The sequence below is a fragment of the Delftia sp. WY8 genome (assembly GCF_018437695.1).
Taxonomy (GTDB): Bacteria; Pseudomonadota; Gammaproteobacteria; order Burkholderiales; family Burkholderiaceae_C; genus Comamonas; species Comamonas tsuruhatensis.
In genome coordinates, this window is the sequence record NZ_CP049795.1 from 5700663 (window position 1) to 5725264 (window position 24602).

20 protein-coding genes are annotated in these 24602 nt (G+C 69.7%); 9 read left to right on the plus strand and 11 right to left on the minus strand.

What is annotated here, in order from left to right:
* Window positions 1–75: 75 nt before the first annotated feature.
* The 5 genes from G4D77_RS26135 to G4D77_RS26155 form a co-directional block, all read right to left on the minus strand.
* The gene (locus G4D77_RS26135; RefSeq protein ID WP_034363620.1) at window positions 76–948 is read right to left on the minus strand and encodes a branched-chain amino acid ABC transporter permease; all 873 of its coding nucleotides are present in this window, start codon (window positions 946–948) and stop codon (window positions 76–78) included.
* A 5-nt stretch (window positions 949–953) separates the two neighbouring features.
* Window positions 954–1679: an ABC transporter ATP-binding protein gene (locus G4D77_RS26140; RefSeq protein ID WP_154833897.1), complete on the minus strand. Its 726-nt coding sequence runs from the start codon at window positions 1677–1679 to the stop codon at window positions 954–956.
* Window positions 1663–2487: an ABC transporter ATP-binding protein gene (locus G4D77_RS26145; protein WP_154833898.1), complete on the minus strand. Its 825-nt coding sequence runs from the start codon at window positions 2485–2487 to the stop codon at window positions 1663–1665. The genes G4D77_RS26140 and G4D77_RS26145 overlap by 17 nt, the downstream gene beginning before the upstream one ends.
* A 69-nt stretch (window positions 2488–2556) precedes the next feature.
* The gene (locus G4D77_RS26150; protein WP_012206616.1) at window positions 2557–3741 is read right to left on the minus strand and encodes an acetyl-CoA C-acetyltransferase; all 1185 of its coding nucleotides are present in this window, start codon (window positions 3739–3741) and stop codon (window positions 2557–2559) included.
* A 133-nt stretch (window positions 3742–3874) separates the two neighbouring features.
* Complete coding sequence (locus G4D77_RS26155; protein ID WP_016451398.1) at window positions 3875–4657, minus strand: SDR family NAD(P)-dependent oxidoreductase; 783 nt, start codon at window positions 4655–4657, stop codon at window positions 3875–3877.
* A 177-nt stretch (window positions 4658–4834) separates the two neighbouring features.
* On the opposite strand from G4D77_RS26155, the gene G4D77_RS26160 reads away from it, so the two are divergent.
* Window positions 4835–7597, plus strand: coding sequence for a winged helix-turn-helix domain-containing protein (locus G4D77_RS26160; protein ID WP_154833899.1), 2763 nt, complete (start codon window positions 4835–4837; stop codon window positions 7595–7597).
* 12 nt (window positions 7598–7609) lie between these two features.
* Here the strand turns inward: G4D77_RS26160 and G4D77_RS26165 are convergent, their stop codons facing one another.
* The gene (locus G4D77_RS26165; RefSeq protein WP_047218404.1) at window positions 7610–8068 is read right to left on the minus strand and encodes a GNAT family N-acetyltransferase; all 459 of its coding nucleotides are present in this window, start codon (window positions 8066–8068) and stop codon (window positions 7610–7612) included.
* Window positions 8069–8196: 128 nt separating this feature from the next.
* On the opposite strand from G4D77_RS26165, the gene G4D77_RS26170 reads away from it, so the two are divergent.
* Together G4D77_RS26170 and G4D77_RS26175 are read left to right on the plus strand one after the other, a co-directional pair.
* Window positions 8197–10539 carry an FdhF/YdeP family oxidoreductase gene (locus G4D77_RS26170; protein WP_154833900.1) on the plus strand — a complete coding sequence of 781 codons (2343 nt, stop codon included), beginning with the start codon at window positions 8197–8199 and terminating at the stop codon, window positions 10537–10539.
* A gap of 10 nt (window positions 10540–10549) precedes the next feature.
* Entirely contained in the window at window positions 10550–10831 is a 282-nt protein-coding gene (locus G4D77_RS26175) for a hypothetical protein (RefSeq protein ID WP_016451401.1), read from the plus strand.
* Here the strand turns inward: G4D77_RS26175 and G4D77_RS26180 are convergent.
* Window positions 10795–12801, minus strand: a complete 2007-nt coding sequence (locus G4D77_RS26180) for a peptidase U32 family protein (RefSeq protein WP_016451402.1) — start codon at window positions 12799–12801, stop codon at window positions 10795–10797. The two genes, G4D77_RS26175 and G4D77_RS26180, sit on opposite strands and share 37 nt — an antisense overlap.
* 467 nt (window positions 12802–13268) lie before the next feature.
* Here G4D77_RS26180 and G4D77_RS26185 point away from each other — a divergent pair, with 467 nt between their 5' ends.
* The 4 genes from G4D77_RS26185 to G4D77_RS26200 all read left to right on the plus strand — a co-directional run bounded on the left by G4D77_RS26185 (window position 13269) and on the right by G4D77_RS26200 (window position 17986).
* Window positions 13269–14528: a branched-chain amino acid ABC transporter substrate-binding protein gene (locus tag G4D77_RS26185; RefSeq protein WP_154833902.1), complete on the plus strand. Its 1260-nt coding sequence runs from the start codon at window positions 13269–13271 to the stop codon at window positions 14526–14528.
* A gap of 60 nt (window positions 14529–14588) precedes the next feature.
* Window positions 14589–15908 (plus strand): tRNA adenosine(34) deaminase TadA, encoded by a 1320-nt coding sequence (gene tadA / locus G4D77_RS26190; protein ID WP_213757997.1) that lies wholly within the window; start codon window positions 14589–14591, stop codon window positions 15906–15908.
* A gap of 316 nt (window positions 15909–16224) precedes the next feature.
* Window positions 16225–17217 (plus strand): LD-carboxypeptidase, encoded by a 993-nt coding sequence (locus G4D77_RS26195; protein ID WP_034399682.1) that lies wholly within the window; start codon window positions 16225–16227, stop codon window positions 17215–17217.
* 19 nt (window positions 17218–17236) lie between these two features.
* A complete protein-coding gene (locus G4D77_RS26200) occupies window positions 17237–17986 on the plus strand; it encodes a sterol desaturase family protein (RefSeq protein ID WP_016449226.1) in 750 nt (249 codons plus the stop codon).
* Between the two features lie 130 nt (window positions 17987–18116).
* Here G4D77_RS26200 and G4D77_RS26205 read toward each other — a convergent pair whose 3' ends face one another.
* The gene (locus G4D77_RS26205; RefSeq protein WP_016451406.1) at window positions 18117–18497 is read right to left on the minus strand and encodes a hypothetical protein; all 381 of its coding nucleotides are present in this window, start codon (window positions 18495–18497) and stop codon (window positions 18117–18119) included.
* 195 nt (window positions 18498–18692) lie between these two features.
* Between G4D77_RS26205 and G4D77_RS26210 the strand changes: the two genes are divergently transcribed.
* A complete protein-coding gene (locus G4D77_RS26210) occupies window positions 18693–21227 on the plus strand; it encodes a penicillin acylase family protein (RefSeq protein WP_154833903.1) in 2535 nt (844 codons plus the stop codon).
* A 35-nt stretch (window positions 21228–21262) separates the two neighbouring features.
* On the opposite strand, the gene G4D77_RS26215 is transcribed toward G4D77_RS26210, so the two are convergent.
* From G4D77_RS26215 to G4D77_RS26225, 3 genes are all read right to left on the minus strand, one after another.
* Window positions 21263–22240: an alpha/beta fold hydrolase gene (locus G4D77_RS26215; protein WP_154833904.1), complete on the minus strand. Its 978-nt coding sequence runs from the start codon at window positions 22238–22240 to the stop codon at window positions 21263–21265.
* A 103-nt stretch (window positions 22241–22343) separates the two neighbouring features.
* Window positions 22344–22736 carry a transcriptional regulator gene (locus tag G4D77_RS26220; protein ID WP_193726204.1) on the minus strand — a complete coding sequence of 131 codons (393 nt, stop codon included), beginning with the start codon at window positions 22734–22736 and terminating at the stop codon, window positions 22344–22346.
* Window positions 22737–22741: 5 nt separating this feature from the next.
* Window positions 22742–23056, minus strand: coding sequence for a type II toxin-antitoxin system HigB family toxin (locus G4D77_RS26225; protein ID WP_013801561.1), 315 nt, complete (start codon window positions 23054–23056; stop codon window positions 22742–22744).
* 201 nt (window positions 23057–23257) lie between these two features.
* On the opposite strand from G4D77_RS26225, the gene G4D77_RS26230 reads away from it, so the two are divergent.
* Window positions 23258–24586 carry an ABC transporter substrate-binding protein gene (locus tag G4D77_RS26230; RefSeq protein ID WP_151020258.1) on the plus strand — a complete coding sequence of 443 codons (1329 nt, stop codon included), beginning with the start codon at window positions 23258–23260 and terminating at the stop codon, window positions 24584–24586.
* Window positions 24587–24602 lie beyond the last annotated feature (16 nt).

The following is a 24602-nucleotide window of genomic DNA, read 5'->3' on the forward strand; positions in this document are numbered from 1 at the left end:
CGTCCCCCTCCCGCGTAGCGAGAGAGGGGGCGCCGTGCAACGGGAAGCGGCGTAGCCGCTCAGGGGGGACATTGTTCAAACCCTCCTGACGACCTTGCGGCCCATCAGCCCGGCCGGCCGCACGATGAGCACGCCCACGATCAGTACCAGGGCCACCGAGAGCTTGAGTTCGGTGCCAACGACGTAGCTGCCCACGAGGTTTTCAAGCACGCCCACGATGAAGCCGCCCAGCACGGCGCCCGCGGGGCTGTCGATGCCGCCCAGCAGCGCGCCCGCAAAGGCGTACAGCAGCACGCCGCTCATCATGTGCGGATCAAGGAAAACCACGGGCGCCACCATCATCCCGGCCACCGCGCCGATGGCGCCGGCCAGGCCCCAGCCCAGCATCAGCATGCGCCCCACGGAGATGCCCACCAGGCGCGAGGAGGCTGGGTTCTGCGCGGCCGCGCGCATGGCCAGCCCCAGCGGCGTGAGCCGGAAGAAGGCAAACAGCAGGGCCACGATGGACAGCGCCACGAAGATGGTGCCCACCTCATGGGCCGACATCAGGGCGCTGCCGTACCAGGCGTCGGCCGGGAACGGGCTGGGGAACTCCTTGATGGTGTAGCCGAAGATCCAGCCGGCCAGGCTGTGGAAGACGATCAGCAGGCCGATGAAGACCACCACCTGGGCCAGGTCCGCCGCCTTGTGCATGGGGCGGATGATGGCGAACTCCACGGCCGCGCCCAGCACGAAGGACAGCGCCACCGTGGCCAGGAAGGCCCACCAGTACGGCAGCCCCGCCTGCAGCAGCGCCCAGGCGATGAAGGTGGAGAACATGGCCATCTCGCCCTGCGCGAAATTGATGTGGTGCGTGGCCTGGTAGATCATGACCAGGGCCAGCGCCACGGTGGCGTAGATGCCGCCCGTGGCCAGGCCGGCCAGCAACTGGTGGATGAAGGCGTCCATGGCCGCTACTCCCCGAGATAGGCCTGGCGTACCGCATCGTTGCGGCGCATGGCTTCGCTGGGGCCGTGCAGCACGATGCGACCGGTCTCCAGCAGGTAGGCGCTGTGCGCCAGCTCCAGCGCCAGGCGCGCGTTCTGCTCCACCAGCAGGACGGTCGTGCCCTGCTCGGCGTTGATGCGCCGCAGGATGCCGAAGATGTCGCGCACCACCAGCGGCGCCAGGCCGAAGGAGGGCTCGTCCAGCAGCAGCAGGCGCGGGCGGCCCATGAGGGCGCGGGCAATGGCCAGCATCTGCTGCTCGCCGCCCGACAGCGTGCCGGCCTGCTGGGTGCGGCGCTCGCGCAGGCGGGGGAAGTAGCCGAACATGCGCTCCATATCGCTGCCCACGTCTGCACGGGCAGCGCGCGTGGGCCGGGCCTGCGCGCCCAGGCGCAGGTTCTCCTCGGCGCTGAGCTGGGCGAAGGTGCCGCGCCCGTCGGGCACATGGCCCACGCCCTGGCGCGCGATGCGCTCGGTGCTGTGCCGGTCTATGCGTTCGCCGGCCAGGCGCACCTCGCCGCGCGTGTCCACGAGGTGGCGGCAGATGGCGCGCAGCGTGGTGGTCTTGCCCGCGCCATTGGCGCCCAGCAGGGCCGTGACGCGGCCTTCGGCCAGGTCCATGTCGATGCCGTCCAGCACGCGCACCGACCCGTAGGCCGCATGCAGTCCGCGGATTTCAAGCAGTGCCGGCATGCGCCACCTCCCTGTCCTGATCCTGCGGCTGCATGTCCGAACCCAGGTAGGCGCGGATGACTTCGGCATCGGAGCGAACCTCGCCCGGTGTGCCCTCGGCGATCTTGCGGCCGAAGTTCAGCGCCACGACCTTGTCGCTCACGCGCATGACCAGGCCCATGTGGTGCTCCACCAGCAGCACGGTCAGCCCCAGCCGGTCGCGCAGCGACAGGATCAGGTCGCCCAGGCCGGCCAGCTCCTCATGGTTGAGGCCGCAGGCCGGCTCGTCCAGCAGCAGCAACTGCGGGCGGCAGGCCAGGGCGCGCGCCAGCTCCACGCGCTTTTGCGTGCCGAAGGGCAGGTCGGCCACGCGGCGCTCTGCCACGCCCGTCAGCTCCAGCAGGGCCATCAGCGATTGCGCCTGGGCGCGGGCTTCTTCCTCGCGCCGGCGCACGCCGGGCAGGCGCAGGGCGTCGCGCACAAAGCCGGCGTGCTGGTGGCTGTGCGTGCCCAGGCGCACGTTGTCGGCCACCGTCATGCTAGAAAACAGGGCCAGGTTCTGGAAGGTGCGGCCCATGCCCAGCGCGGCCATGCGGTGGCGCGCCAGCGTGGCCAGCGGCTGGCCGCGAAAGCGGATGTGGCCGGCCTGCCAGGCATACAGCCGCGACAGGCAGTTGAACAGGCTGCTCTTGCCCGCACCGTTGGGGCCGATGAGGCCGCAGATCTGGCCTGCCGCAACATCGAAACTCACGCCGTCCAGCGCGACGATGCCGCCGAAGCGCAGCGAAACGCCTTCAATGCGCAGCAGGGGCTGCGAGTCCTGGCTCATGGCTTTCCCTCCCCCCGATGGTGGGCGGCCTGCGCGGGCCGCGCCGGCCGCACGGTGGCATGGCGGCGCCTACAGGCGCTCGATGATGGTGACGTTGGCCATGCCGCCGCCCTCGCACATGGTCTGCAGGCCGTAGCGCCCGCCGCGCGCATGCAGGGCGTGGATCAGCGTGGCCATGAGCTTGGTGCCCGAGGCGCCCAGCGGATGGCCCAGCGCAATGGCGCCGCCGTTGACGTTGAGCCGCGCCGGATCGGCGCCCGTGGCCTGCAGCCAGGCCAGGGGCACGGGGGCAAAGGCCTCGTTGACTTCGTACAGGTCGATGTCGGAGATGCGCATGCCGGCCTTCTTCAGCGCGGCCTGGGTGGCGGGGATGGGGGCCTCCAGCATGATCACCGGGTCATGCCCCAGCAGGCTCATGTGGTGGATGCGCGCCAGCGGCTGCACGCCCAGGGCCTTGAGGCCGCGCTCGCTGACCACCATGACGCCGCTGGCACCATCGCAGATCTGGCTGGCCGTGGCGGCGGTCACGCAGCCGCCTTCGCGGATGGTCTTGACGCCGGCAATGCCCTCCAGCGTGGCGTTGAAGCGTATGCCTTCATCCACCGTGTGCGGCTGGCCTTCGCCCTCGGCACCGCCTTCGGCGCTGCGCGCCTGCACGGCCAGGATCTCGCGGTCGAAGCGGCCCTCGCGCGCGGCCTGCACGGCGCGCTCATGGCTTTGCAGCGCATAGGCGTCCAGCTGGTCCTTGGCCAGGCCGTACTTGCCGGCCATCATCTCGGCGCCCATGAACTGGCTGAACTCCACGCCCGGATAGCGCTGCTGCATGGCCGGGCTCATGTACACGCCCAGGCCGGCCTTGGCGGGCAGGGCGTTGGGCGTGCCCATGGGCACGCGCGACATGCTCTCCACGCCTGCGGCGATCACCATGTCCATGCTGCCCGACATCACGGCCTGGGCCGCGAAATGCAGGGCCTGCTGGGACGACCCGCACTGCCGGTCCACCGTGGTGCCCGGCACGGACTCGGGCAGGGACGAGGCCAGCACCGCGTTGCGCGCCACGTTCGTCGCCTGCTGGCCGACCTGGCTGACGCAGCCCATGATCACGTCCTCGACCTGGGCCGGGTCGGCCTGGCTGCGGCGCACCAGCTCGTCCAGCACCTGGGCCGCGAGATCGGCCGGATGCCAGCCCGAGAGCTTTCCGCCGCGCTTGCCGCCTGCCGTGCGCGTGGCGGCAACGATGTATGCCTGTGCCATGGATATGTCTCCTGTTCCTGTATTCCTGGGGGGATGGTGGCCCGGCCGGCGCGGGCCGGGCATCGTCGCAAGCGACGATTCCGGCCAGGGAAAACGCGGGGACGGTGCCTGCCGTGGTGCCTGGGCCTTGCGCCTAGCGCGGCGCCATGCGGATGGCGCCGTCCAGGCGCACGCACTCGCCGTTGAAGTAGCCGTTGGTGATCATGGTCTCGGCCAGGTGGGCGTATTCGTCGGGCTGGCCCAGCCGCTTGGGGAAGGGGACGGAGGCGGCCAGCGCCGCCTTCACGTTGTCGGGCGCGCCCTGCAGCAGCGGCGTGTCGAAGATGCCGGGCAGGATGGTGTTCACGCGGATGCCCTCGCCCATGAGGTCGCGCGCGATGGGCAGGGTCATGCCCGTGATGCCGGCCTTGCTGGCCGAGTAGCTGGCCTGGCCCATCTGCCCGTCCTGCGCCGCCACCGAGGCCGTGTTGACGATGGCGCCGCGCTCGCCGTCGGCCAGCGGCTCCAGCGTGAGCATGCCCGCCGCCGACTTGGCGATGCAGCGGAAGGTGCCCACCAGGTTGATCTGGATGATGCGGTCGAAATTGGCCACGGGCAGGTGCCGGATCTCGCCCGTGGCCTTGTCGCGGCTGGCCGTCTTGACGGCATTGCCCGTGCCCGCGCAGTTGACCAGGATGCGCTCCTGCCCGTGGGCCGCGCGGGCCTGGGCAAAGCCCGCGTCCACGCTGGCCTCGTCGGTCACGTCCACGCGGCAGAACAGGCCGCCTGTCTCGCGCGCCAGCGCCTGCCCGGCCGTCTCGTTGAGGTCGAACAGGGCGACGCGCACGCCCCTGGCGGCCAGGCGGCGCGCGGTGGCCGCGCCCAGGCCCGATGCCCCGCCCGTGACGACGGCGCTGATGCTTGCGTCAAGCTTCATGTGTGGGTCTCCTTTGTGAGAGTCTTTGCCGCGCGCCCTGTCGCCTTGGCTCGCGACAGGGCGCGCTGCGCTGCCTATGATCTGCAGGCCAGTCTAGGAATCACCCCGCATTGCCGCCATCGTCGAAACCGACGAAAGTGCCCGCTCCTTCACTCCTGCCATGTGCTCCTCGCCCGCATGCCGTCCCCAGTGCCCATTCCTGCTCCCGGTTCCGGCTATGTGCCCCAGGCCAAGCTGAGCCCGCCGCGCGCGGCCGCAGCCCAGGTGGCGCGCCTGGCGGTGGCCGCGCGCTGGCCCGAGGCGCTGCGCGCCCGCGTGGTGCTGGTGCGTGCGCCGGCCGGCTTCGGCAAGACCACGGCCATGCGCCAGATGCGCGAGCGCCTGCAGGCCGAAGGGCAGGCCACGGCCTGGCTCACGCTGGATGCCGCCGACAACGATGTCTCGCGCTTTCTGCAATGCCTGGGTGCGGCCGTGCGCGGCCTGGGCGGCATGGCCGAGCGCGAGGCGGACGGGCCGGGCGAGCTGTCCCGGGCGCTGCAGTCGCTGGCCGGCGAAGGCCGGTCGTTTGCGCTGTTCATCGACGATTTCGAGGTGCTGCACAACGATGCCGTGCTGGGCCTGGTGCGCCAGCTGATGGAGCAGTTGCCCGTGCACGGCCGGCTGGTCATAGGCTCGCGCGCGCTGCCGGCCCTGGGACTGGGGCGGCTGCGCACCAGCGGCCAGCTGCTGGAGATCGATGCGGCGCTGCTGCGCTTTTCAGCGGCCGAGGCCGAGGAGTTCTTTCGCCTGCGCGGCTGCGCGCTGCCGCGCGAGGCCGTGGCGCGCCTGGTGGACAAGACCGAAGGCTGGATAGGCGCGCTGTGGCTGGCCTCGCTGGCGCTGGAGCGGTATGGGGCGCACAGCGACTTCATCGAGCGCTTCTCGGGCTCGGAGCGTGCCGTGGCCGACTACCTGGCCGAGGACGTGCTGGCACAGCAGGCCGCGCCCGTGCGCGATTTTTTGCTGCGCACCAGCATCCTGCGCACGCTGGATGCCCAGGTCTGCCAGGCCCTGGTGCCGCGCACCGATGGCGCCGCCATGCTGCAGGCGCTGGAGCAGGCCCATCTGTTCTTGCTGCCGCTGGCCGACGAAGGGCAGGGCAGGCGCAGCTGGCGCTACCACAGCATGTTTGCCGACTTCCTTCGCGCCCAGCTGCAGCGCGAGCGCCCCGGCGAGGTGCAGCGCCTGCATCTGGCGGCCAGCGGCTGGTACGAATCCTGCGGCCGGCCCGTGCCCGCCATCGAGCATGCGCTGGAAGGCGGCGACCTGCCGCATGCCCTGTCCCTGCTGGCGCGCCATGCCGAGGCGCTGATGGAGCAGGGCCGCATGCGCCTGCTGTCGCGCTGGTTCACGGCCCTGCCGGCGCCGCTGCTGGCGCGCGAGCCGCTGCTGCAGGCCGTGGCCGCCTATGCCGACTGCTTCACCCGTGGTCCCGTGCAGGCACAGCTGTGGCTGGATGCGCTGGAGCCCGGCATGGCCGCCGACCCTGCCGCGCAGGCCCTGGTCATCGCCCTGCGGCCGCTGCTGCTGGCCATGATGGACCGCGTGGAAGAGGCTGCGCCACTGGGCCGCGAGGCGCTGGCGCGCCTGCCCAGCTGCCGGCCCTTTGCGGACAGCTCGCTGACCAATGCCATGGCCTACGTGGCATCGGTGCTGGGCGATACCGACGAGGCCCGCCGCCTGCTGGATGCGGCACGCAGCACCCAGGCCGGCAGCCTGTTCAGCCGCATGTACACCGAGGCCATGGAAGGCGTGCTGGACCTGTCCGCCGGCCGGCTGCGCCAGGCGGCAGCGCGTTTCAGGGTGGCGCTGGCTGCCACGCCGCGCAGCGCGGCCTACAACCCCACCAACGGCAATGCCTGGGCAGGCGTCCTGTACGCGGGGGTGCTCTACGAGGGCAATGACATCGACGGCGCCGATCACCTGCTGCAGGTCTACCTGCCGCTGGCACGCGATGTGGGCCTGCCCGACCACGTGATCGCCAGCTACCGCATGCGCGCGCGCATCGCCTTCCTGCGCGGCGACGTGGATGCCGCCGTGGGCCTGCTCACCGAACTGGAATACCTGGGGCACGAGCGCCAGCTGCCGCGCGTGACGGCCAGCGCGCGGCTGGAACATGCGCGCATCTTCGTGCTGCAGGGCAACCGGGCGGCCGCGTCCGAGGCGCTGGAGCGTGCCGACGACCCTGGCGTATGGCCGCGCGTGGAACGCCTGCGCCTGCCGCCGCACGAGGTGGAGGACATCGCCATCGCCCGGCTGCGCTGGGGTCTGCACTTTGGCGACTGCCGTGCCGTGCGCGATGCCATCGCCCCCTTGCTGGCCGATGCGCAACTGCGCGGGCGCCGCCACCGCAGCCTCAAGCTGCAGGTGCTGTGCGCGCTGGCCGAGGCGGGCTGCGGCGACCTGGACGCCGCCGCCGCCATGCTGGCCCAGCCGCTGCGCCACGGTGCCAGCGAAGGCTTTGTGCGCCTGATGCTCGATGAGGGGCCGCTGCTCGCGCCCGTGCTGCAGCGCGTGCTGTCGCCCTCACTGTCTCCTTCACTGTCGTCCTCACTGTCGCGCCGCACGGAAGCGGCGGAGCCGGAGGCTGCCGCCCATGCGCAGCGGCTGCTGTCTGCCCTGGGCGAGCCTGCCGAGCCCGCCGATCCCCCCGAGCTGCAGGCAGCGGATGCGCCCCAGGGCCCGGCGCCGGCCACGGCGCTTGCCGAGCCCCTGACCCGCAAGGAGCTGCGCGTGCTGGAATTGCTGGCCTCGGGCTACTCCAATGCGGCCATGGCCGAGAAGCTCTTCGTCTCCGACAGCACGGTGCGCACCCACCTGCGCAGCATCAACCTCAAGCTGGGCGCGCGCAGCCGCACCCAGGCCGTGGCGCTGGCGCGGGAGCTGCGGGTTCTGCGCTAGGCCGCTGGCGGCTCAAGCCTGCAGATGGCGCGCATAGGTCAGGAACACTTCGTCACGCACCCAGCCCAGCGACTCGTACAGCGCCTGGGCGCGCAGGTTGTTGCGTGCCGTGGTCAGGTCCATGCGTGCATGGCCCGTGGCGCGGGCATGGGCTTCGGCCGCCAGCAGCAGGGCGCGGCCCACGCCCAGGCGGCGCGCCTCGGGCACCACGAAGAGGTCGTAGAGCACGTAGATGGGCGCGGCCAGCACCGAGCAGAACGAGGGGTAGAGCTGGCAAAAGCCCAGGGCGCTGCCGTCCGGTCGGCGGGCCAGCAGGATCACGGATTCGCCGCGCTCCAGCCGCGCCGTGATGAAGGCCAGCGCCGCGTCGGCATCCGCAGGTTGCTCGTAGAACTGGCGGTAGGCGTCGAACAGCGGAGCGATCAGCGCGGCGTCTTCGGGGATGGCGGTGTGTATGGCTGTGGAGTTCATCGGCGGTTCAGGGCGGAGGTTGCCAGCATGGCGCAGGGCAAGGATGCCGTGCTCATATCTTTGCTGAATCTCTCCATTTGGAGATGTGATTTGACCTGGATCATGGACAGGCGGAACACTCCCGGCCCATGTCCGAACAAAAGATCGAGTTCTACAAGGGGGCCGCTGGCGGCTGGGGCGCATTGCGCAGCGTGAGCCAGGCCCTGATGCGCCAGGATATCGCCGTCAAGGGCGCCAAGACGCTGCTGTCGGCCAACCAGCCCGACGGCTTCGACTGCCCGGGCTGCGCCTGGCCCGACCGTAACCACCATTCCACCTTCGAGTTCTGCGAGAACGGTGCCAAGGCCGTGGCGGCCGAGGCCACGGCGCGCCGCGTGACGCCCGAATTCTTTGCCCGGCACATGGTGGCCGAGCTCATGGTGCAAAGCGATTTCTGGCTGGAAGACCAGGGCCGGCTCACCGAGCCCATGGTGTACGACGCGGCCAGCGACCGCTACCGGCCCATCGCCTGGGACGACGCCTTTGCGCTGATTGCCCGCCACCTGAACGCGCTGCCCGACCCGAACCAGGCCATCTTCTACACCTCGGGCCGCGCCAGCAACGAGGCGGCCTTCCTGTACCAGCTGTTCGTGCGCGCCTACGGCACGAACAATTTCCCCGACTGCTCCAACATGTGCCACGAGCCCAGCGGCAGCGGCATGAAGCCGCAGATCGGCGTGGGCAAGGGCACGGTGCAGCTGGCCGATTTCGAGCAGGCCGATGCCATCTTCATCTTCGGCCAGAACCCCGGCACCAACCACCCGCGCATGCTGGGCGAGCTGCGCGCAGCCCACAAACGCGGCGCGCGCATCCTGAGCTTCAACCCGCTGCGCGAGCGCGGGCTGGAGCGCTTCCAGGACCCGCAAAGCAAGCTGGAGATGGCCACCCTGGGCGCCACGCCCATCAGCACGCACTACTTTCAGCTGCGCGTGGGCGGCGACATCGCGGCCGTCAAGGGCATCATGAAGCATGTGATCGCGCAGGACGATGCACTGGGGCACGGGTGCGGCGGCGTGCTGGACCATGCCTTCATCGCCGAACACACGACCGGCTTCGAGGCCCTGGCCGAGGACCTGCGTGCCGAGGACTGGGGCCTGCTGGAGGCCGAGTCCGGCCTGAGCCGCGCGCAGATGCAGACGGCGGCCGAGGTCTACATCGCCGCCCGCAGCACCATCGTCTGCTGGGGCATGGGCATCACGCAGCACATGCATTCGGTGGCCGCCGTGCAGATGCTGGTCAACCTGCTGCTGCTGCGCGGCAACATCGGCCGCCCGGGTGCGGGCGCCTGCCCGGTGCGCGGCCACAGCAATGTGCAGGGCGACCGCAGCATGGGCATCTGGGAGAAGCCGCCGGCCGCGCTGCTGGACCGGCTGCAGCAGGTCTTCGGTTTCGAGCCGCCGCGCGCCCACGGCGTGGACGTGGTCGAGTCCATCCGCCTCATGCTCGAAGGCAGGGGCAAGGTCTTCTTCGCGCTGGGCGGCAACTTCGCGGCGGCCACGCCCGACACGCATGCCACCTGGCAGGCGCTGCGCCGCTGCGACCTGACCGTGCATGTGACCACCAAGCTCAACCGCAGCCACCTGGTGCACGGCCGCGAGGCGCTGATCCTGCCCTGCCTGGGCCGCACCGAGATCGACATGCAGGCCACCGGGCCGCAGGGCGTGACGGTGGAGGACTCCATGGGCATGGTCCATATCTCCAGCGGCATCAACCCGCCTGCGTCCGAGCACCTGCTCAGCGAGATCGCCATCGTCGCGCGCCTGGCTGCCGCCACGCTGGGCGCGCAGCGGCCCGTGCCCTGGCAGGAGCTGGCCGGCGACTATGCGCGCATACGCGAGCTGATCGAGCAGGTCTTCGACGACTTCCACGACTTCAACGCGCGCGTGGCCGTGCCGGGCGGCTTCAAGCTGCGCAATGCGGCAAGCGAGCGCATCTGGGAGACGCCCCGGGGCAAGGCCGGCTTCTTCGTGCACGCCGTGCCGCGCGACACGCCCGTGCACCGCGCGCGCGCCGCGCGCAGCCCCGGCGCATCGCCGGTGTTCACGCTGTTCACCACGCGTTCGCACGACCAGTACAACACCACCATCTACGGCATGGACGACCGCTACCGCGGCGTCTTCGGACAGCGCCGCGTGGTCTTCATCCATGCCGAGGACATCCGCGCCCTGGGCATGAAGGATGGCGACTGGGTGGACCTGCAGACGGTGTGGGATGACGGCCAGCAGCGCAGCGCCGAGCGCTTCAGGCTCGTGGCCTACGACATTCCGCGCGGCTGCATCGCTGCCTACTATCCCGAGACCAATCCGCTGGTGCCGCTGTCGGCCACGGCCATCGTGGCGGGCACGCCCAGCTCCAAGTCCATTCCCGTGCAGCTGGTGGCGCACAGGCTGCCTGCCGTGCCGTCTCTTGCGCTGGAAGAAATGGCGGCCTGAAGTGCAAGGCATGGAAGAACTGGCCGCCGCCATCCTGCGCGAATTGGCCACCGAGCCCGCACCCATGTCCCTGCCCAGGCTGGGCAAGCGCCTGGGGCAGGGCGCCAGCGTGCTCATGCGCTGCCTGGCGCTGATGGGCGATGCACCCATTGCCGGCACACCGGGGCCGGGCTGGGTCAGGCTGGAGCAGGAAGAGGGGCGGTGGCTGGCGGCCCTGACGGAGCGCGGGCGCTTGTGGGTGGAGGCCGAGGCCGGTCAGGCGCTGGCCGAGGGCACGGGACGCGTGCGGTAGAACTGCATCGGAAACTCCTGCATTTCCTTGGCGTGCTGGTTGATCACCGCGCGCTTCATTTTGCCGACCACGTGCATCTCGCAGGGCTTGCAGTCGAAGCGCAGCGTGAGTTTTTCCTTGCCGTTGATCAGCTGCAGCGGCTCGGCCTTGATCGTGCCCTTGACGCCGATGACGCCCTTGGCCTGCTTGGGGCACAGGCTCATGGAAAAGCGCACGCAATGCTTGGTGATCATCAGGCTGACTTCGCCTTCTTCTTCCTTGCTCTCGTAGGCCGCGTCGATGACCTTGACGCCGTGCTTGATGTAGAAATCGTGCGCCTTCTGGTTGTAGACGTTGGCCAGGTAGGTCAGCGTGTCCTCGGGGAAGGGCACGGGCGGCTCCACGGGCAGGGCGCGCGGCAGGCGCACGAAGCCGGCCTGGCGCGCGGCCTCCAGCGCGGCGACGGCGTCGCGGCGCAGCTGGTTCAGGGCCGAGGCCGGCACGAACCAGGGCTGGCTCAGCTGCAGGCCGATGTCATGCACGGAAAAAATGGTGGCGCCGAAGCGGCCCAGCTGCTCGCGCAGCGTGGCCTCGGCACGGGCTGCGTCGGTGGCGGCCTGGTGTTCCTGCACGATGGCGGCGGTGGCGGTGAAGCCGTCCTCGTCGGTCAGCGTGAGCGCAAAGCCGTCGGGCGTTTCCTTGAGTTCGGCCCACAGGCCGATGCGGCGGTCGCTGGACTTCTTGTCCAGCGTGCGCACCCAGGCCATGTCGCGGTTGCGGTTGACTTCCAGGCCCTTGCGCAGATCCTTGAAGCCGGCGATGGGGTCCTTGGGGAACAGGCGCCACAGCGACTTCTTCGCATCCACCGACTCGGCGCGGTTGATCTGCAGGCCCACCAGTTCCTTTTGCAGGTCGTAGTAGCACAGGCCGTCGCCGTTGTGCAGTTCGGTGTCGCGGCTCGAGGTCTCGATCTCCACGAAGTTCTCGCCCACCTTGGTGACCCAGCCGATGGCGCGGCCCGGTGTCTTGGGCGTGTCGAAGGCGCCGATGTCGTCCTTGCGGCCGTTGACGAAGTAGTCGGTGAACTCGCGGTTGAAGTTCTGGTCGGGGTCGGGCGTGAAGCTGAACGTGGTGCTTCCTGAAGACGAGCGCGCCAGCGGCGTGTCGGAGAATTCGCGCTCCTCGATGATTTCGTCCAGCAGCTTGCGGTAGTGGGCCGTGATGTTCTTCACGTAGCCCATGTCCTTGTAGCGGCCCTCGATCTTGAAGCTGCGCACGCCGGCGTCGATCAGGGCGCGCAGGTTGTCGCTCTGGTTGTTGTCCTTCATGGACAGCACGTGCTTTTCGTGGGCAATGATGCGGCCGCTGGCGTCCAGCACCTCGTAGGGCAGGCGGCAGGCCTGGTTGCAGTCGCCGCGGTTGGCGCTGCGGCCCGTGTGGGCGTGGGTGATGTAGCACTGGCCCGAGTAGGCCACGCACAGCGCGCCGTGCACGAAGAATTCGATGGTGGTGCGCGCCGGGTCGGTGGCCGCACGCACGGCGGCGATCTGCTGCAGGTCCAGCTCGCGCGCAACGACGATCTGCGACAGGCCGGCATCCTGCAGGAAGCGGGCCTTCTCGGGGGTGCGGATGTCGGTCTGGGTGCTGGCGTGCAGCTGGATGGGCGGCAGGTCCAGCTCCAGCAGGCCCATGTCCTGGATGATCAGCGCGTCGGCACCGGCCTCGTAGATCTGCCAGGCCATCTTGCGCGCGGCCTCCAGTTCATCGTCGCGCAGGATGGTGTTGAGCGTGATGAAGATGCGGCTGCCGAAGCGGTGCGCGTGGTTGATCAGGCGCTGCAGGTCGCGGATGTCGTTGCCCGCCGTGGCGCGCGCGCCGAAGGCCGGGCCGCCGATGTAGACGGCGTCGGCGCCATGGTTCACGGCCTCGATGCCGATGTCGGCATCGCGCGCGGGAGACAGGAGTTCGAGCTGGTGGGGCAGGAGGGACATGGGGCTTTGTGGTGTTCTGTGTTCGTACCCGCACCGGCGTGGGGGGGCCGGGCGTCGGGCGCAATGCGGGGGAAACTGGCCCCCACGCTACCCTTGCTGCGCAAGGTCCGCTGCCCCCCAAGGGGGCCGCTTTTTGTCTTGGGGCGGTCCGGCGACGAAAACCTCGCAGCCCGCTTGCGGTGAGGCGCAGCATTATCGCCGCAGCCCCGAAAAAACGCGCGCCAGGGGGTATGCGCCCGATGCCCGGACGCGCAGCGCCGGTTTTTGCCTATCCTTTAGGATGCGCACTGCACGGGCCGGGCCGCCATGCCGGACACCCTGGCCCGTGCCTGCTCCGCCCTCTGCCTGGTGCGCTTTCGCTGCGCCAGTCCTTGACCGGCCGGGCAGCGCCAGACTGGCCACGCCGCAGCGGATTTCGCTGGCCAAGGCGCCGTTTCACTGATTGACCGTTTTTTCCAGGAGTTGCCATGCACGCCTCGATTCGCCATTTCCCGTGGGCCGGCCCGGCCCTGCTGTGCGCCATGCTGGGCAGCGGCGGCCTGGCCTGGGCGCTGCCGGGAAGCGGCCCGGCCAACGGGCAGGCGGCAGGGGCTTCCGCTGCGGCGGCTGCACCCGGTACGGCCGCTGCACCCGCTGCGCCCGCTGCACCGGGTGCAGCCGATGCGCCCCTGGTGGTGCGCATTGCCCATGCCGGGCCGGTGTCCGGCCCCATTGCCAGCCTGGGCAAGGATGAGGAAAACGGCGTGCGCATGGCCCTGGACGATCTCAATGCCAAGGGCCTGGAGATCGGCGGGCGCAAGCTGCACTGGAAGCTGGAGGCCGGCGACGACGGCGGCGACCCCGGCCAGGCCGTGGCCCTGGCCCGGCGCCTGTGCGACAAGAAGGTGGCGGCCGTGGTCGGCCACCTGCAGTCGGGCACCACGCTGCCGGCCACGTCCATCTATCAGGACTGCGGCATCGTCATGGTCACGCCTGCGGCCAGCAACCCGGCCATCACCCAGTCGGGCTATGACACCACGTACCGCGTGATCGCCGACGACCGCGCCATGGTCGATGCGCTGGTGTCCCACGCCGTGGGCAAGCTGGGCGTCAAGCGCGTGGCCATCATCGATGACCGCTCGGCCTACGGCCAGGGCATCGTGGCGCTGTTCGAGGCCCAGGCGCGCGAGCAGGGCATCGAAATCGTGGACAAGCAGTACACCGGCGACAAGTCCACGGACTTCGTCCCCATCCTCACAGCCATCAAGGGCAAGAAGCCCGACGCCATCTTCTTCGGCGGTCTGGATGCCCAGGCCGGCCCCATGCTCAGGCAGATGGCCCAGCTGGCCATGGACAAGGTGCGCTTTCTGGGCGGCGACGGCCAGTGCACGCTGCGCCTGCCCGAGCTGGCCGGCAACGCGGCGCCGCTGCGCAACGTGACCTGCGCCGTCGGCGGCAGCCCGCTGGAGCGCATGCCGGGCGGCGCTGCCTGGAAGCAGCGCTATGACCAGCGCTTTGCCGACCAGTACCAGGTCTTCAGCCCCTACGCCTACGATGCCACCATGGTGCTGGCCCAAGCCATGGTGCGGGCCGACTCCATCCGGCCCGATGCCTATATCCCCTATCTGCGCCAGACCCGGTATGAGGGCGTGACGGCGCCGATTGCCTTCACGCCCCAGGGCGAGCTGCAGGCGCCGGTGGTCACGCTGTACCACTACGCGCAGGGCGTGCGCAAGGCGCTGCCCTGACGCGCTGACAACGTGGCTGCCGAACACCCTTTCTTGCCGCAGGCCGACGACGAGGCCTGGATGCGCGCCGCCCTGGAGCTGGCGCGTGCCGCCGCCCAGGCAGGCGAGGTGCCCGTGGGCGCCATCATCGTCAAGGACGGCGCCATCGTCGGCCGGGGCCGCAACGCGCCCGTGGCCCAGGGCGACCCCACGGCCCATGCCGAGGTGCTGGCGCTGCGCGATGCGGCCGCGCACCTGGGCAACTACCGGCTGGACGACTGCACGCTCTACGTGACCCTGGAGCCGTGCACCATGTGCAGCGGCGCCATGCTGCATGCGCGCCTGGGCCGCGTGGTCTATGGCGCGGCCGAGCCGCGCACGGGCGCGGCCGGATCGGTGCTGGACGTGTTTGCGCTGCCGCAGATCAACCACCACACGCAGGTGACGCGCGGCGTGCTGGCCGGCGAATGCGCGGCCCTGATGTCGGACTTCTTTCGCACGCGCCGCGCCGAGCAGCGCGCGGCCCAGCCGCATCCGCTCAAGGACACGGCACTGCGCCATGCGGATTCCACCTTCGGCGGCTTTGCCCAGCCGCAGTGGCGCAGCGATCTGCCGGCGCTGGCAGGCCTGCGCCTGGCCGTGGTCGATGAAGGACCGCACGATGCACCGCTGACCTGGCTGTGCCTGCACGGCAGCCCCTCATGGGGCCAGCTGTTCCAGCCCATGCTGCCCGGCTGGCTCCAGGCCGGCCATCGCGTGGTGGTCCCCGACCTGCCGGGCTTTGGCCGCAGCGACCAGCCCAAGAAGGACAAGGCGCACAGCGCGGCCTGGCATGTGCAAGTGCTGCGCGAGCTGGTGCTGGCGCTGGACCTGCGGAACATCGTGCTGGTCGGCCATGACGATGGCGTGCACCTGGGCCTGGCCGTGGCGCAGGCCGAGCCCGCCCGTTTTTGCGGCGCCTGGCTCATGAATTCCTGGCCCGCAGGCCTGGCGCCCCATGCCTGCATGCAATGGTTTGCGCAGGCGGCGCGCAAGCCGTCATGGCCCGTGGGCCGCGCCATGCGCGAGGCGGGCGAGGAGGCCGGCGCACAGCCGCAGGCCTGGAACCTGCCGTTTTCCCAACCCGGCCACCGCGCCGCGCTGCAGGCCTGGCCCCGCGTGCGGGCCGAAATGCCTGCGCTGCCGATGGCGTTGCTGGCGCAGTGGAGCCAGCAGCAGCGCCTGTGGGTGCAAGGCGGCGAGCACGATGTGCTGCTGCCCGCGCCCGCATGGCGCCAGGCCTGGCTGCAGGCGCTGCCACAGCTGCCGCCGGCGCAGCTGCGCCTATCCCCGTGCGGCCATTGGGTTCCCCTGTGCGCAGCCGGCATGGTGGCCGACGCTGTGGAATACTTCCGCCCATAGGCCAGCGCCGCCGGCCCCTTGCCGGGGCTGCGCGGCGGCAGGTCCCCGTCTTCACTCCCCTTGCAATATGGAGCATGCCGGCCAGGGCCGGCATGGAACCACCTTGGCCACTTCGCGCAGTTCCCGCTCTTCCAGCACGCCCGGCACACCCAGCACATCCGGCACGCCCCGCAAAAAGGCAGCCGCTGCCGCGCCTGCACCCGTTGATCATGCGCACGAACATGTGCATTCCGCCGACGGCACCTGCTGTGCCCACGGGCACGAACATCCACATGATCATGGCGCTGCCCACAGCCACGATCACGATCACGGCCATGTGCACGCCGCCGACGGCAGCTGCTGCGGCCACGCGCATGACCAGGGGCCGCGCCACATCTACATCTACTCGCCCGCCGGCGCCGTGCGCGACAAGGCCGGTTTCAAGCGGGCCGTGCGCCGCCTGGAGGCCATGGGCCACCAGGTGGAGATCGATGCCGATGCGCTGAGCAGCCACCAGCGCTTTGCCGGCGACGACGCCACGCGCCTGGCGGCCATCGACCGTGCGGCGGCCAGCGGTGCCGACCTGGCGCTGCCCACGCGCGGCGGCTACGGCCTCACGCGCATCCTGCCGGGCATCAAGTACAAGGCCGTGGCCAAGGCCATCGCAGGCGGCACTCGCTTCGTGGGCCTGAGCGACTTCACGGCGCTGTCGCTGGCCCTGCTGGCCAGGACCGGCGCCACCACCTGGGCCGGCCCGCTGCTGGTGCACGACTTCGGCCGCCCCGATGCCGAGGGCGGCGTGGACGACATCATGCTGGACTGCTTCAACGACCTGCTCAGCGGCCAGGGCGAGGGCGCAGGCTGGCAGATGCCGAAGATCGGCCTGCGCGAAGACGGCAAGCCTGCCGTCAAGGACTTCTACATCAGCGGCGGCGCCACGCTGTGGGGCGGCAACCTGGCCGTGCTGGTGTCCCTGCTGGGCACGCCGTACTTCCCGCAGATCAAGGGCGGCATCCTGTTCCTGGAAGACGTGGGCGAGCATCCCTACCGCGTGGAGCGCATGCTGACCCAGCTGCTGCATGCGGGCGTGCTGGCCCAGCAAAAGGCCATCGTGTTCGGCCAGTTCAGCGAGTTCAAGCTCAGCTCGCATGACAAGGGCTTCAAGCTGCAGACCGTGATCGACTGGCTGCGCAGCCAGGTCAAGTGCCCCGTGCTGCAGGGCCTGCCCTACGGCCATGTGCCGACCAAGGTGATGCTGCCCGTGGGCGCGCCCGTGTCGCTGTCGGTCGAAGGGCGCGATGCGCTGATCTACTGGGGCCACGTGCACTGAGCGGCAAGGAGCAGACGGCATGCTGCAGATGTGGGAGTTCGCGGCCTACCCGCTGCTGGCGCTGATGTTCGTCGGCATCTTCACGCGCGAGGTGATCGCGCCGGCCTCGCGCAACCATTGCGACCGGCGCTGGCTGATCCTGTCCACGCTGCTGGGCCTGGGCACGCTGGCCACCACCTTGGCGGTAGGCCATCTGTTCTCGGACGGCATCCGCCGCCATGCGCTGTTGGACGTGGGCCGGCAATGGCCGGCCTGGGCCGTGGGCGCACTGAGCTTTGTGCTCACCAGCTTTGTCTTTTACTGGTGGCACCGCGCCACGCACCGGTCGGACACGCTGTGGCGCCTGTTCCACCAGCTGCACCACAGCGCGCCGCGCGTGGAGGCGCTCACGGCGTTTTTCGCCCATCCCATGGACACGGCCGCCGCCGTGCTGCTGAGCGCGCTGTCCAGCTACTGGGTGCTGGGGGCCAGCCCGCTGGCTGCCGCCTTCGCCATCGGCCTCACGGGGGCGTTCGACCTGTTCCTGCATGCCGACATCCGCACGCCGCGCTGGCTGGGATACATCGTGCAGCGGCCCGAGATGCACACCGTGCACCACCAGTACGGCCACCATGCGCAGAACTACGGCCTGCCCGTCTGGGACCTGCTGTTCGGCACCTGGGCCAATCCGGCCGAGCGGGTGGAGCGCCTGGGCTTTGATGCCGACAAGGCCGAGCGCGTGACCGACATGCTGCGCTGGCAAGACGTGCACAAGCAGAACTCCCCCTGAGGCGCTGCGCGCCTTCCCTCTCTCGCTTCGCGGGGGGGCGGCGCGGCCGGCGTAGACCCTTGCTCGCTGTCCCTTGTTCTTGGCCGCGCCAGTTTTTGAGGCTCTGTACGGTGGCGGTGGGGGCTGACTGCTATTCGAGGTAGCGGCCGTTTTCCTTGCGGCGGGCGCGCATGCCGGTGCGCAGGAAGAGCACGGTGCCGCCTTGCTCGGCCAGCGGCACGCGCGTGTCGCCGGACAGGTGGGCGTCCAGGCGCTGGGGCAGGTTCTCCAGCAGGGAGCGGATGGCGGACAGGTCAGTGTCGGCCGCTTCGGGGTGGTCGCGCACGAAGCCTTCAAGGTAGGCGCGGGCATCGGCCTGCAGCTGCTCGCGCGTGGTGGCCAGCGAGACGTAGCTGACGCCGGCCTGGCCCGGCGCCTCGGTTCCCAGCAGGTAGCAGCCTATGTAGTCACCACGGGGCTGGCCCACGGGCGGGTCCTGGCTGAGCTTCTTCAAGAGGCTGAAAGGCCACATTCCTGGTACTTCCTGTTTCTGTCTGGCGCCCTGCATCCAACTGCGCAGGGCGGGCGCTGATTGTCGCCTGAAGGCGGGGCCAGACTTGCTGACGATTCGTCGTGAGCAATGTGAGCAATGTGAGCAATGGACCAGTTCATATGCTACAAACTGCAACGCTACGATATGAAAAAAAAGCAGGGGGAAGGGAGAAGAATGGGAGTCATGCGAATCCTGAACTCGCGATGGTGGAGCGTGGGCGCCGTGGCGTTGGTCGGCTCGGCCTTGCTGGCCGGCAGCGCGGTGGCCATCTATGCCGTGCGCGTGCAGCCGGTGCTCGACGGACAGCTCACGCTGGCCGGCCTGGAGCAGCCCGTGCGTGTGCGGCGCGACGAGGCCGACATCACCCACATCAGCGCCTTCACGCCGCAGGACCTGTGGCGCGCGCTGGGCCATGTGCATGCGCAGGAGCGCGGCTGGCAGCTGGAGTTCAACCGCCGCCTGATGCACGGCACGCTGTCCGAGGTCCTCGGGCCGGCCACGCTGGATACCGACAAGCTCATGCGTGCGCTGGACATACGCGGCGCGGCGCGGCGCCAGTACGCATCCCTGCCCGCCAACGCGCGCGAGGCGCTGCAGGCCTACAGCGAGGGCATCGCGGCCTTCTATGCGGCCCTGCCCATGCGCCAGCATCCGCAGGTGCCCGAATTCATGCTGCTGGGCACCACGCCGGGCGGAGGCGACAGCTCGGCCTGGGCGCCCGAGGACAGCGTGGGCTGGGCGCTGATGATGGCGCTGGACCTGGGCGGCAACTGGGGCAACGAGTTCGCGCGGCTGGCCGCGCTCTCGCAACTGGACACACAGCAGCTGTGGCAGCTGATGCCGCCCTATCCGGGCGAGGCGCCGGCCACCGCCACCGATCTGGCCGCGCTTTACCGGGGGCTGGGCGTGTACCGCCAGGAGGCACAGGCGGCGTCTGCGCCCAAGGTGGCTGCCGCCGGCGAGGCGAGCGATGCCTGGGCCCGCTGGTCCCGCGACATGGTGCGCGATGCGGGCACCAACGACGGCAAGGGCAGCAACAACTGGGTGCTCTCGGGCAGCCGCACGGTCAGCGGCAAGCCCCTGCTGGCCAACGATCCCCATCTGGGCCTGAGCGCGCCCGCCATCTGGTACTACGCGCGTCTGCAGTCGCCCGCCGGCCATGCGCAGGACGGCACGCCGCTGGCGCCCATTGATGTGGTGGGGGCCACCCTGCCGGGCCTGCCCTTCGTGGTGCTGGGGCGCACGCGCGAGGTGGCCTGGGGCTTTACCAACACCAATCCCGATGTGCAGGATCTGTACCTGGAGCAGATCGATCCAGGCAACCCGGGCCGCTACCGCACGCCGGACGGCTGGGCGCCTTTCACCGAGCGCAGCGAGCGCATCAGGGTCAAGGGCCGGGCCGATGTGCAGCTCACGCTGCGCAGCACGCGCCACGGCCCCGTGATCAGCGATGTGCAGCCCCAGTACGAGGCCGTGCTCGACAAGCGCCGCTACGCCGTGGCCCTGCGCTGGGCGGCGCTGGACACCGACAACCTCACCGTGCAGGCCGGCCTGCGCGCCAACGAGGCGCGCAGCGTGGCCCAGCTGTTCGAGGCCTTTGCCGACTACCACTCGCCCATGCAGAGCATCGTCGCGGCCGATGTCCATGGCGACATCGGCTTCAAGGCCGCAGGCCGGGTGCCGCTGCGCGCGGCCGACAACGACCTGCGCGGCGTGGCGCCCGCGCCGGGCTGGGAGGCACGCTACGACTGGCAGGGCTGGCTGCCCTACGACCAGGCCCCGCAGGACGATGGAACGGCGCAGGGCTATCTGGCCACCGCCAACCAGCGCATCACGCGCGAGGGCTATGCCCACTTCCTCACCCAGGACTGGAGCCTGCCGTACCGGCACCAGCGCATCACCGAACTCATCGATGCGAAGGACAGGCACGACGTGGTCAGCATGGCCTCCATCCAGAACGACCAGACCTCGCTGGCCGCCCGCGCCCTGCTGCCGCAAATGCTCAAGGCCCTGGACGAAGCGCCGGCCACACATCCGCTGGCCGGGCAGGCGCGCCGGGTGATGGCGCAGTTCGACGGCCGCATGGATGCTGCGCAGGCCGCGCCCCTGATCTTTGCCGCCTGGGTGGACGAACTCACGCGCGGCCTGGTGATCCCGCGCATTGGCGCACAGACCTTTGCGGCCACCTATGGCAAGCGCGACTACCGCGCAGGCATCGAAGGCATGCTGGAACGCCGCGACGGCTGGTGGTGCGCGGCTGCAGGCTGCAGTGCCCAGGTCAGCCAGGCGCTGGACCGGGCGCTGGTGCGCCTGCAGTCCATGCAGGGCAGCGATCTGGGCCGCTGGCGCTGGGGCGCGGTGCATGCGGCCCTGAGCAGCCACCGGCCGCTGGGCAGCGTGGGGCTGCTGGCGGGCATCTTCAATGTCAGCGTGCCATCGGGCGGCGACAGCTACACCGTCAACGTGGGCCAGTACCTGCCCGGCGATGCCAGGGCGCCGTTCGCCAACCGCCATGCGGCATCGCTGCGCGCCATCTACGACCTGGCCGAGCCCGAGCGCTCGCTGTTCATCTACCAGACCGGCCAAAGCGGCGTGGCCCTGTCCAGCCGCTATGCGGACATGTCTGCCGAATGGGCCGACGGCCGCTACCGGCCCCTGCAGATGGCGCCTGCGCGCTGGCGCCATTCCATGATGCTGCGGCCCCAGTAGGTTGCAGCAGGCTGCAGCAGCGGCGCGCGCAGGCCTCAGGTGCCGAGGAATTGCTCGATCAGCCCGGCCACGGCCGCCGGCTGGTCGTGGTGCAGCATGTGGCCGGCGTCCTGGACCACGGCCGTGCGGCAGTCGGCAATCTGCCCGATGCGCTCGTGGTACTCGGCCAGCGTGTAGCGGTCCTTCCACCACATGCCCAGGCTGTCGTCGCTGGCTTCGATGGCCAGAACGGGCGCGGTGATGGCACGGTACAGGGCCAGGATTTCTTCCACGCGGAACAGCTGCGCGCTGATGAGCTTGTGCGCCGTGTCGCCCAGGATTTCCCAGCGGCCCTGCGCATTGGGCGCCGCCCAGTGGTGGGCCAGCCACAGCGCCTTGTCCTCGGTCAGGCGGCGGTTGGTCTTCATCAGCCGGCGGGCCACGTCCTGCACGCTGTCATAGCTCTTGAGCTCCATGCCGCCGCTGCGCAGCTGGCGCAGCTCGTCCATCCACTGCGCATAGCGCGCAGGCGCCTGGTCTGGCCGGGTGGCCGGCATGCCGAAACCCTCCAGATTGACCAGCCGGCGTATGCGCGCAGGCCGCGCGCCCGCATACATCATGGACACGTTGCCGCCCATGCTGTGGCCCACCAGGTCCACGGGCGTATCGCCCGCCAGGGTGTCCAGCAGATGGTCCAGGTCGCCCAGGTAGTCGGCAAAGTCATGCCGGTCGGCAGGCCAGGCCGGCCGGCTCAGGCCGAAGCCGCGCCAGTCCGGCGCAATGATGCGGCGCCCCGCCATGAAGGCCTCGCCAAAGGCATCGACCACGAACTGGTAGGAGGCCGCCACATCCATCCAGCCGTGCACCAGCACCAGCGGCGCCAGCGCGGGATCGCCATCTACGGGTCCCCACTCGCGCACGTGGTACTCCATGGTGCGCACCGGCACCATGCGCGAGCGCCAGGGGCGTGTGGGAGCGTAGATGGGCGCTTCTTCAGCGGCCGTGGCGGGGAGGGAAGAGGGGGCTTGCAGCATCCCGCCGATTATTCCGGTTTGCTGCTGTGCAGCAGTCAGGGGCGGGACAGCGGTGGCTGGGGATTTCCCGGTGCGCCAGCACGCCTCCCGGCCGGGGTGGGCATCAACCGTGGCTTTCCGGGGCGGCGGTGCGCGGGCGGGACAGCAGGCTCTCGGCCGGTATGCCCAGGTCATGAAGCCTGTAGAGCATGTTCAGCGTCAGGGGGCGGCTGCGGTTGAGTATTTCGTAGATGCGGTTGGTCTGCCCGATGTAGGGCACCAGGTCCTTGACCGTCATGCCCCGGGACTCCATGAGCAGGCGCAGCGCATCGATAGGGTCGGGGGGAGCGATGGGGTAGTGCCTGGCCTCGTAGGCCTCAACCAGCGTTCCGAGAATGTCCAGCCTGTCGCCGTCGGGCGTTCCCGGGGCCGGGTCCTTGTCGATCAGTTGCGAGATCTCGGTCAGTGCTGTCCTGTAATCCTGCTCGGTCCGGATGGGGCGGATTTCCATGGTCATTCCTTTCATTGCAGGCTCTGGTCCACTGTGGCGGCATCCACCTTGTCGTACTGCGCGTGCGTGCCTATGAACTTGATGTACAGCCACTGCTGCCTGTAGGCGATGGCGGCAATCAGGCGGTAGTCGTTGCCCTTGACGTTGAACACGACCCGGTTGTTGCCCACGATGCTGGCATTGCCGATCTGGTCCTTCACGTCCTGGGGGCAGGTCCACTGCGCGCGGGTGGCCATGTCGAACCACGCCTCAAGCGGCCCTTTGGCATCCGCATGCTCCGGCCTGCTGTAGAAATTGACGAGGGTGGAACGGGCCACGATGTGCATGGGTGGATGTTAGTCCCAAATTGGGACTGAGGCTGCTGGCATGGTCTTTGTGCTCTTTGCCGTGCTTGTGCTTTCGCGCCGGGTTAACCCGAGCGCCGCCGCCGCTGATGCATGGCATCAGAAACAATGATTGGCCGGCCGGGCCGGCGCTGCCTACAGTGGGTTGCAGATTGACCGCACAACAACCCGAAGGAGACAGCAATGCAGCAACGCAGATGGCTGACGGCCGCCATGGCCGCAGGATTGTGGGGCGCCGCCATGGCGGCGCAGGCCGGCACGGTGACGGTGCTGACCTCGTTTCCCAAGGAGCTGACCACGGCCTACCAGAAGGCCTTCGAGGCGGCCAATCCGGGGATCAAGATCGAGATCCTGAACAAGAACACCACGGCCGCCGTGGCCTATGTGCGCGAGCTGCCCGAGGGCCAGCGGCCCGACATCATGTGGGCCAGCGCCCCTGATGCCTTCGAGGTGCTGGCGCGCAACAAGCTGCTGACCGCCGCGCCCGAGACGCGCAATCCGGCCGCGCCCGCCAAGATCGGCAACTACCCGCTCAACGACCCGCAGGGCCTGTACTACGGCCAGGCGCTGGCAGGCTACGGAATCATGTGGAACACGCGCTACCTGAAGGCGCACAAGCTGGCGGCGCCCAAGGAGTGGAGCGACCTGACGCGGCCCGAGTACTTCGGCCACATCGCCATCTCCTCGCCCTCGCGCTCGGGCACCACGCAGCTGACGGTGGAGACCATCCTGCAGGGCGAGGGCTGGGACAAGGGCTGGCGCCAGCTGCTGTCCATGATGGGCAACGCCGCCGCCGTGACCGACCGCAGCTTTGCCGTGCCCGATGGCGTGAACAACGGCCAGTACGGCATAGGCATCGTGATCGATTTCTTCGGGCTGGCGGGCAAGTATTCGGGCTTCCCGGTGGACTTCGCCTACCCGGCGATGACGGCCGTGGTGCCGGCCAACATCGCGCTGATCGCGGGCGCCAAGAATGCCGACGAGGCGCGCAAGTTCATGGCCTTCACCATGTCGGTGCCGGGCCAGCAGCTGCTGTTCGACCCCAAGATCAGCCGCCTGCCCATCCTGCCCTACAGCCAGCTCAAAGCGCCGGCCGGCTACCCCGTGCCGCAGGAGGTGGCGCAGCGCGCCAAGGTGCAGTTCGATGCCAATCTGTCCGAGTCGCGCTATGCCGTGGTGATCAGCCTGTTCGACCAGATGGTGACCTTCCGCCTCAAGGAGCTGCAGGCGGCCACGCGCGCCATCCAGGAGGCGCACAAGGCCCTGCAGGCCAAGCCCAATGCCAGGGGGCAGGAGCTGCTGGCGCAGGCGCGCGACATCGCCTACTCGCCGCTGGTGGGCGAAGCCAATGTGAAGGACGAGCAGTTCCTGGAGCTGTTCCGCAAGAGCCGGCGCGATGTGGCCGTGTCCAAGGAGCTGACGGGCCTTGAGCAGATGTGGGCCGACAAGGCGCGTGCCAACTACGAGCGCGCAGGCAAGCTGGCCGCCGAGGCGCGCGGCCTGGCCCGGTAAGTGGCGGGCGCAGGGG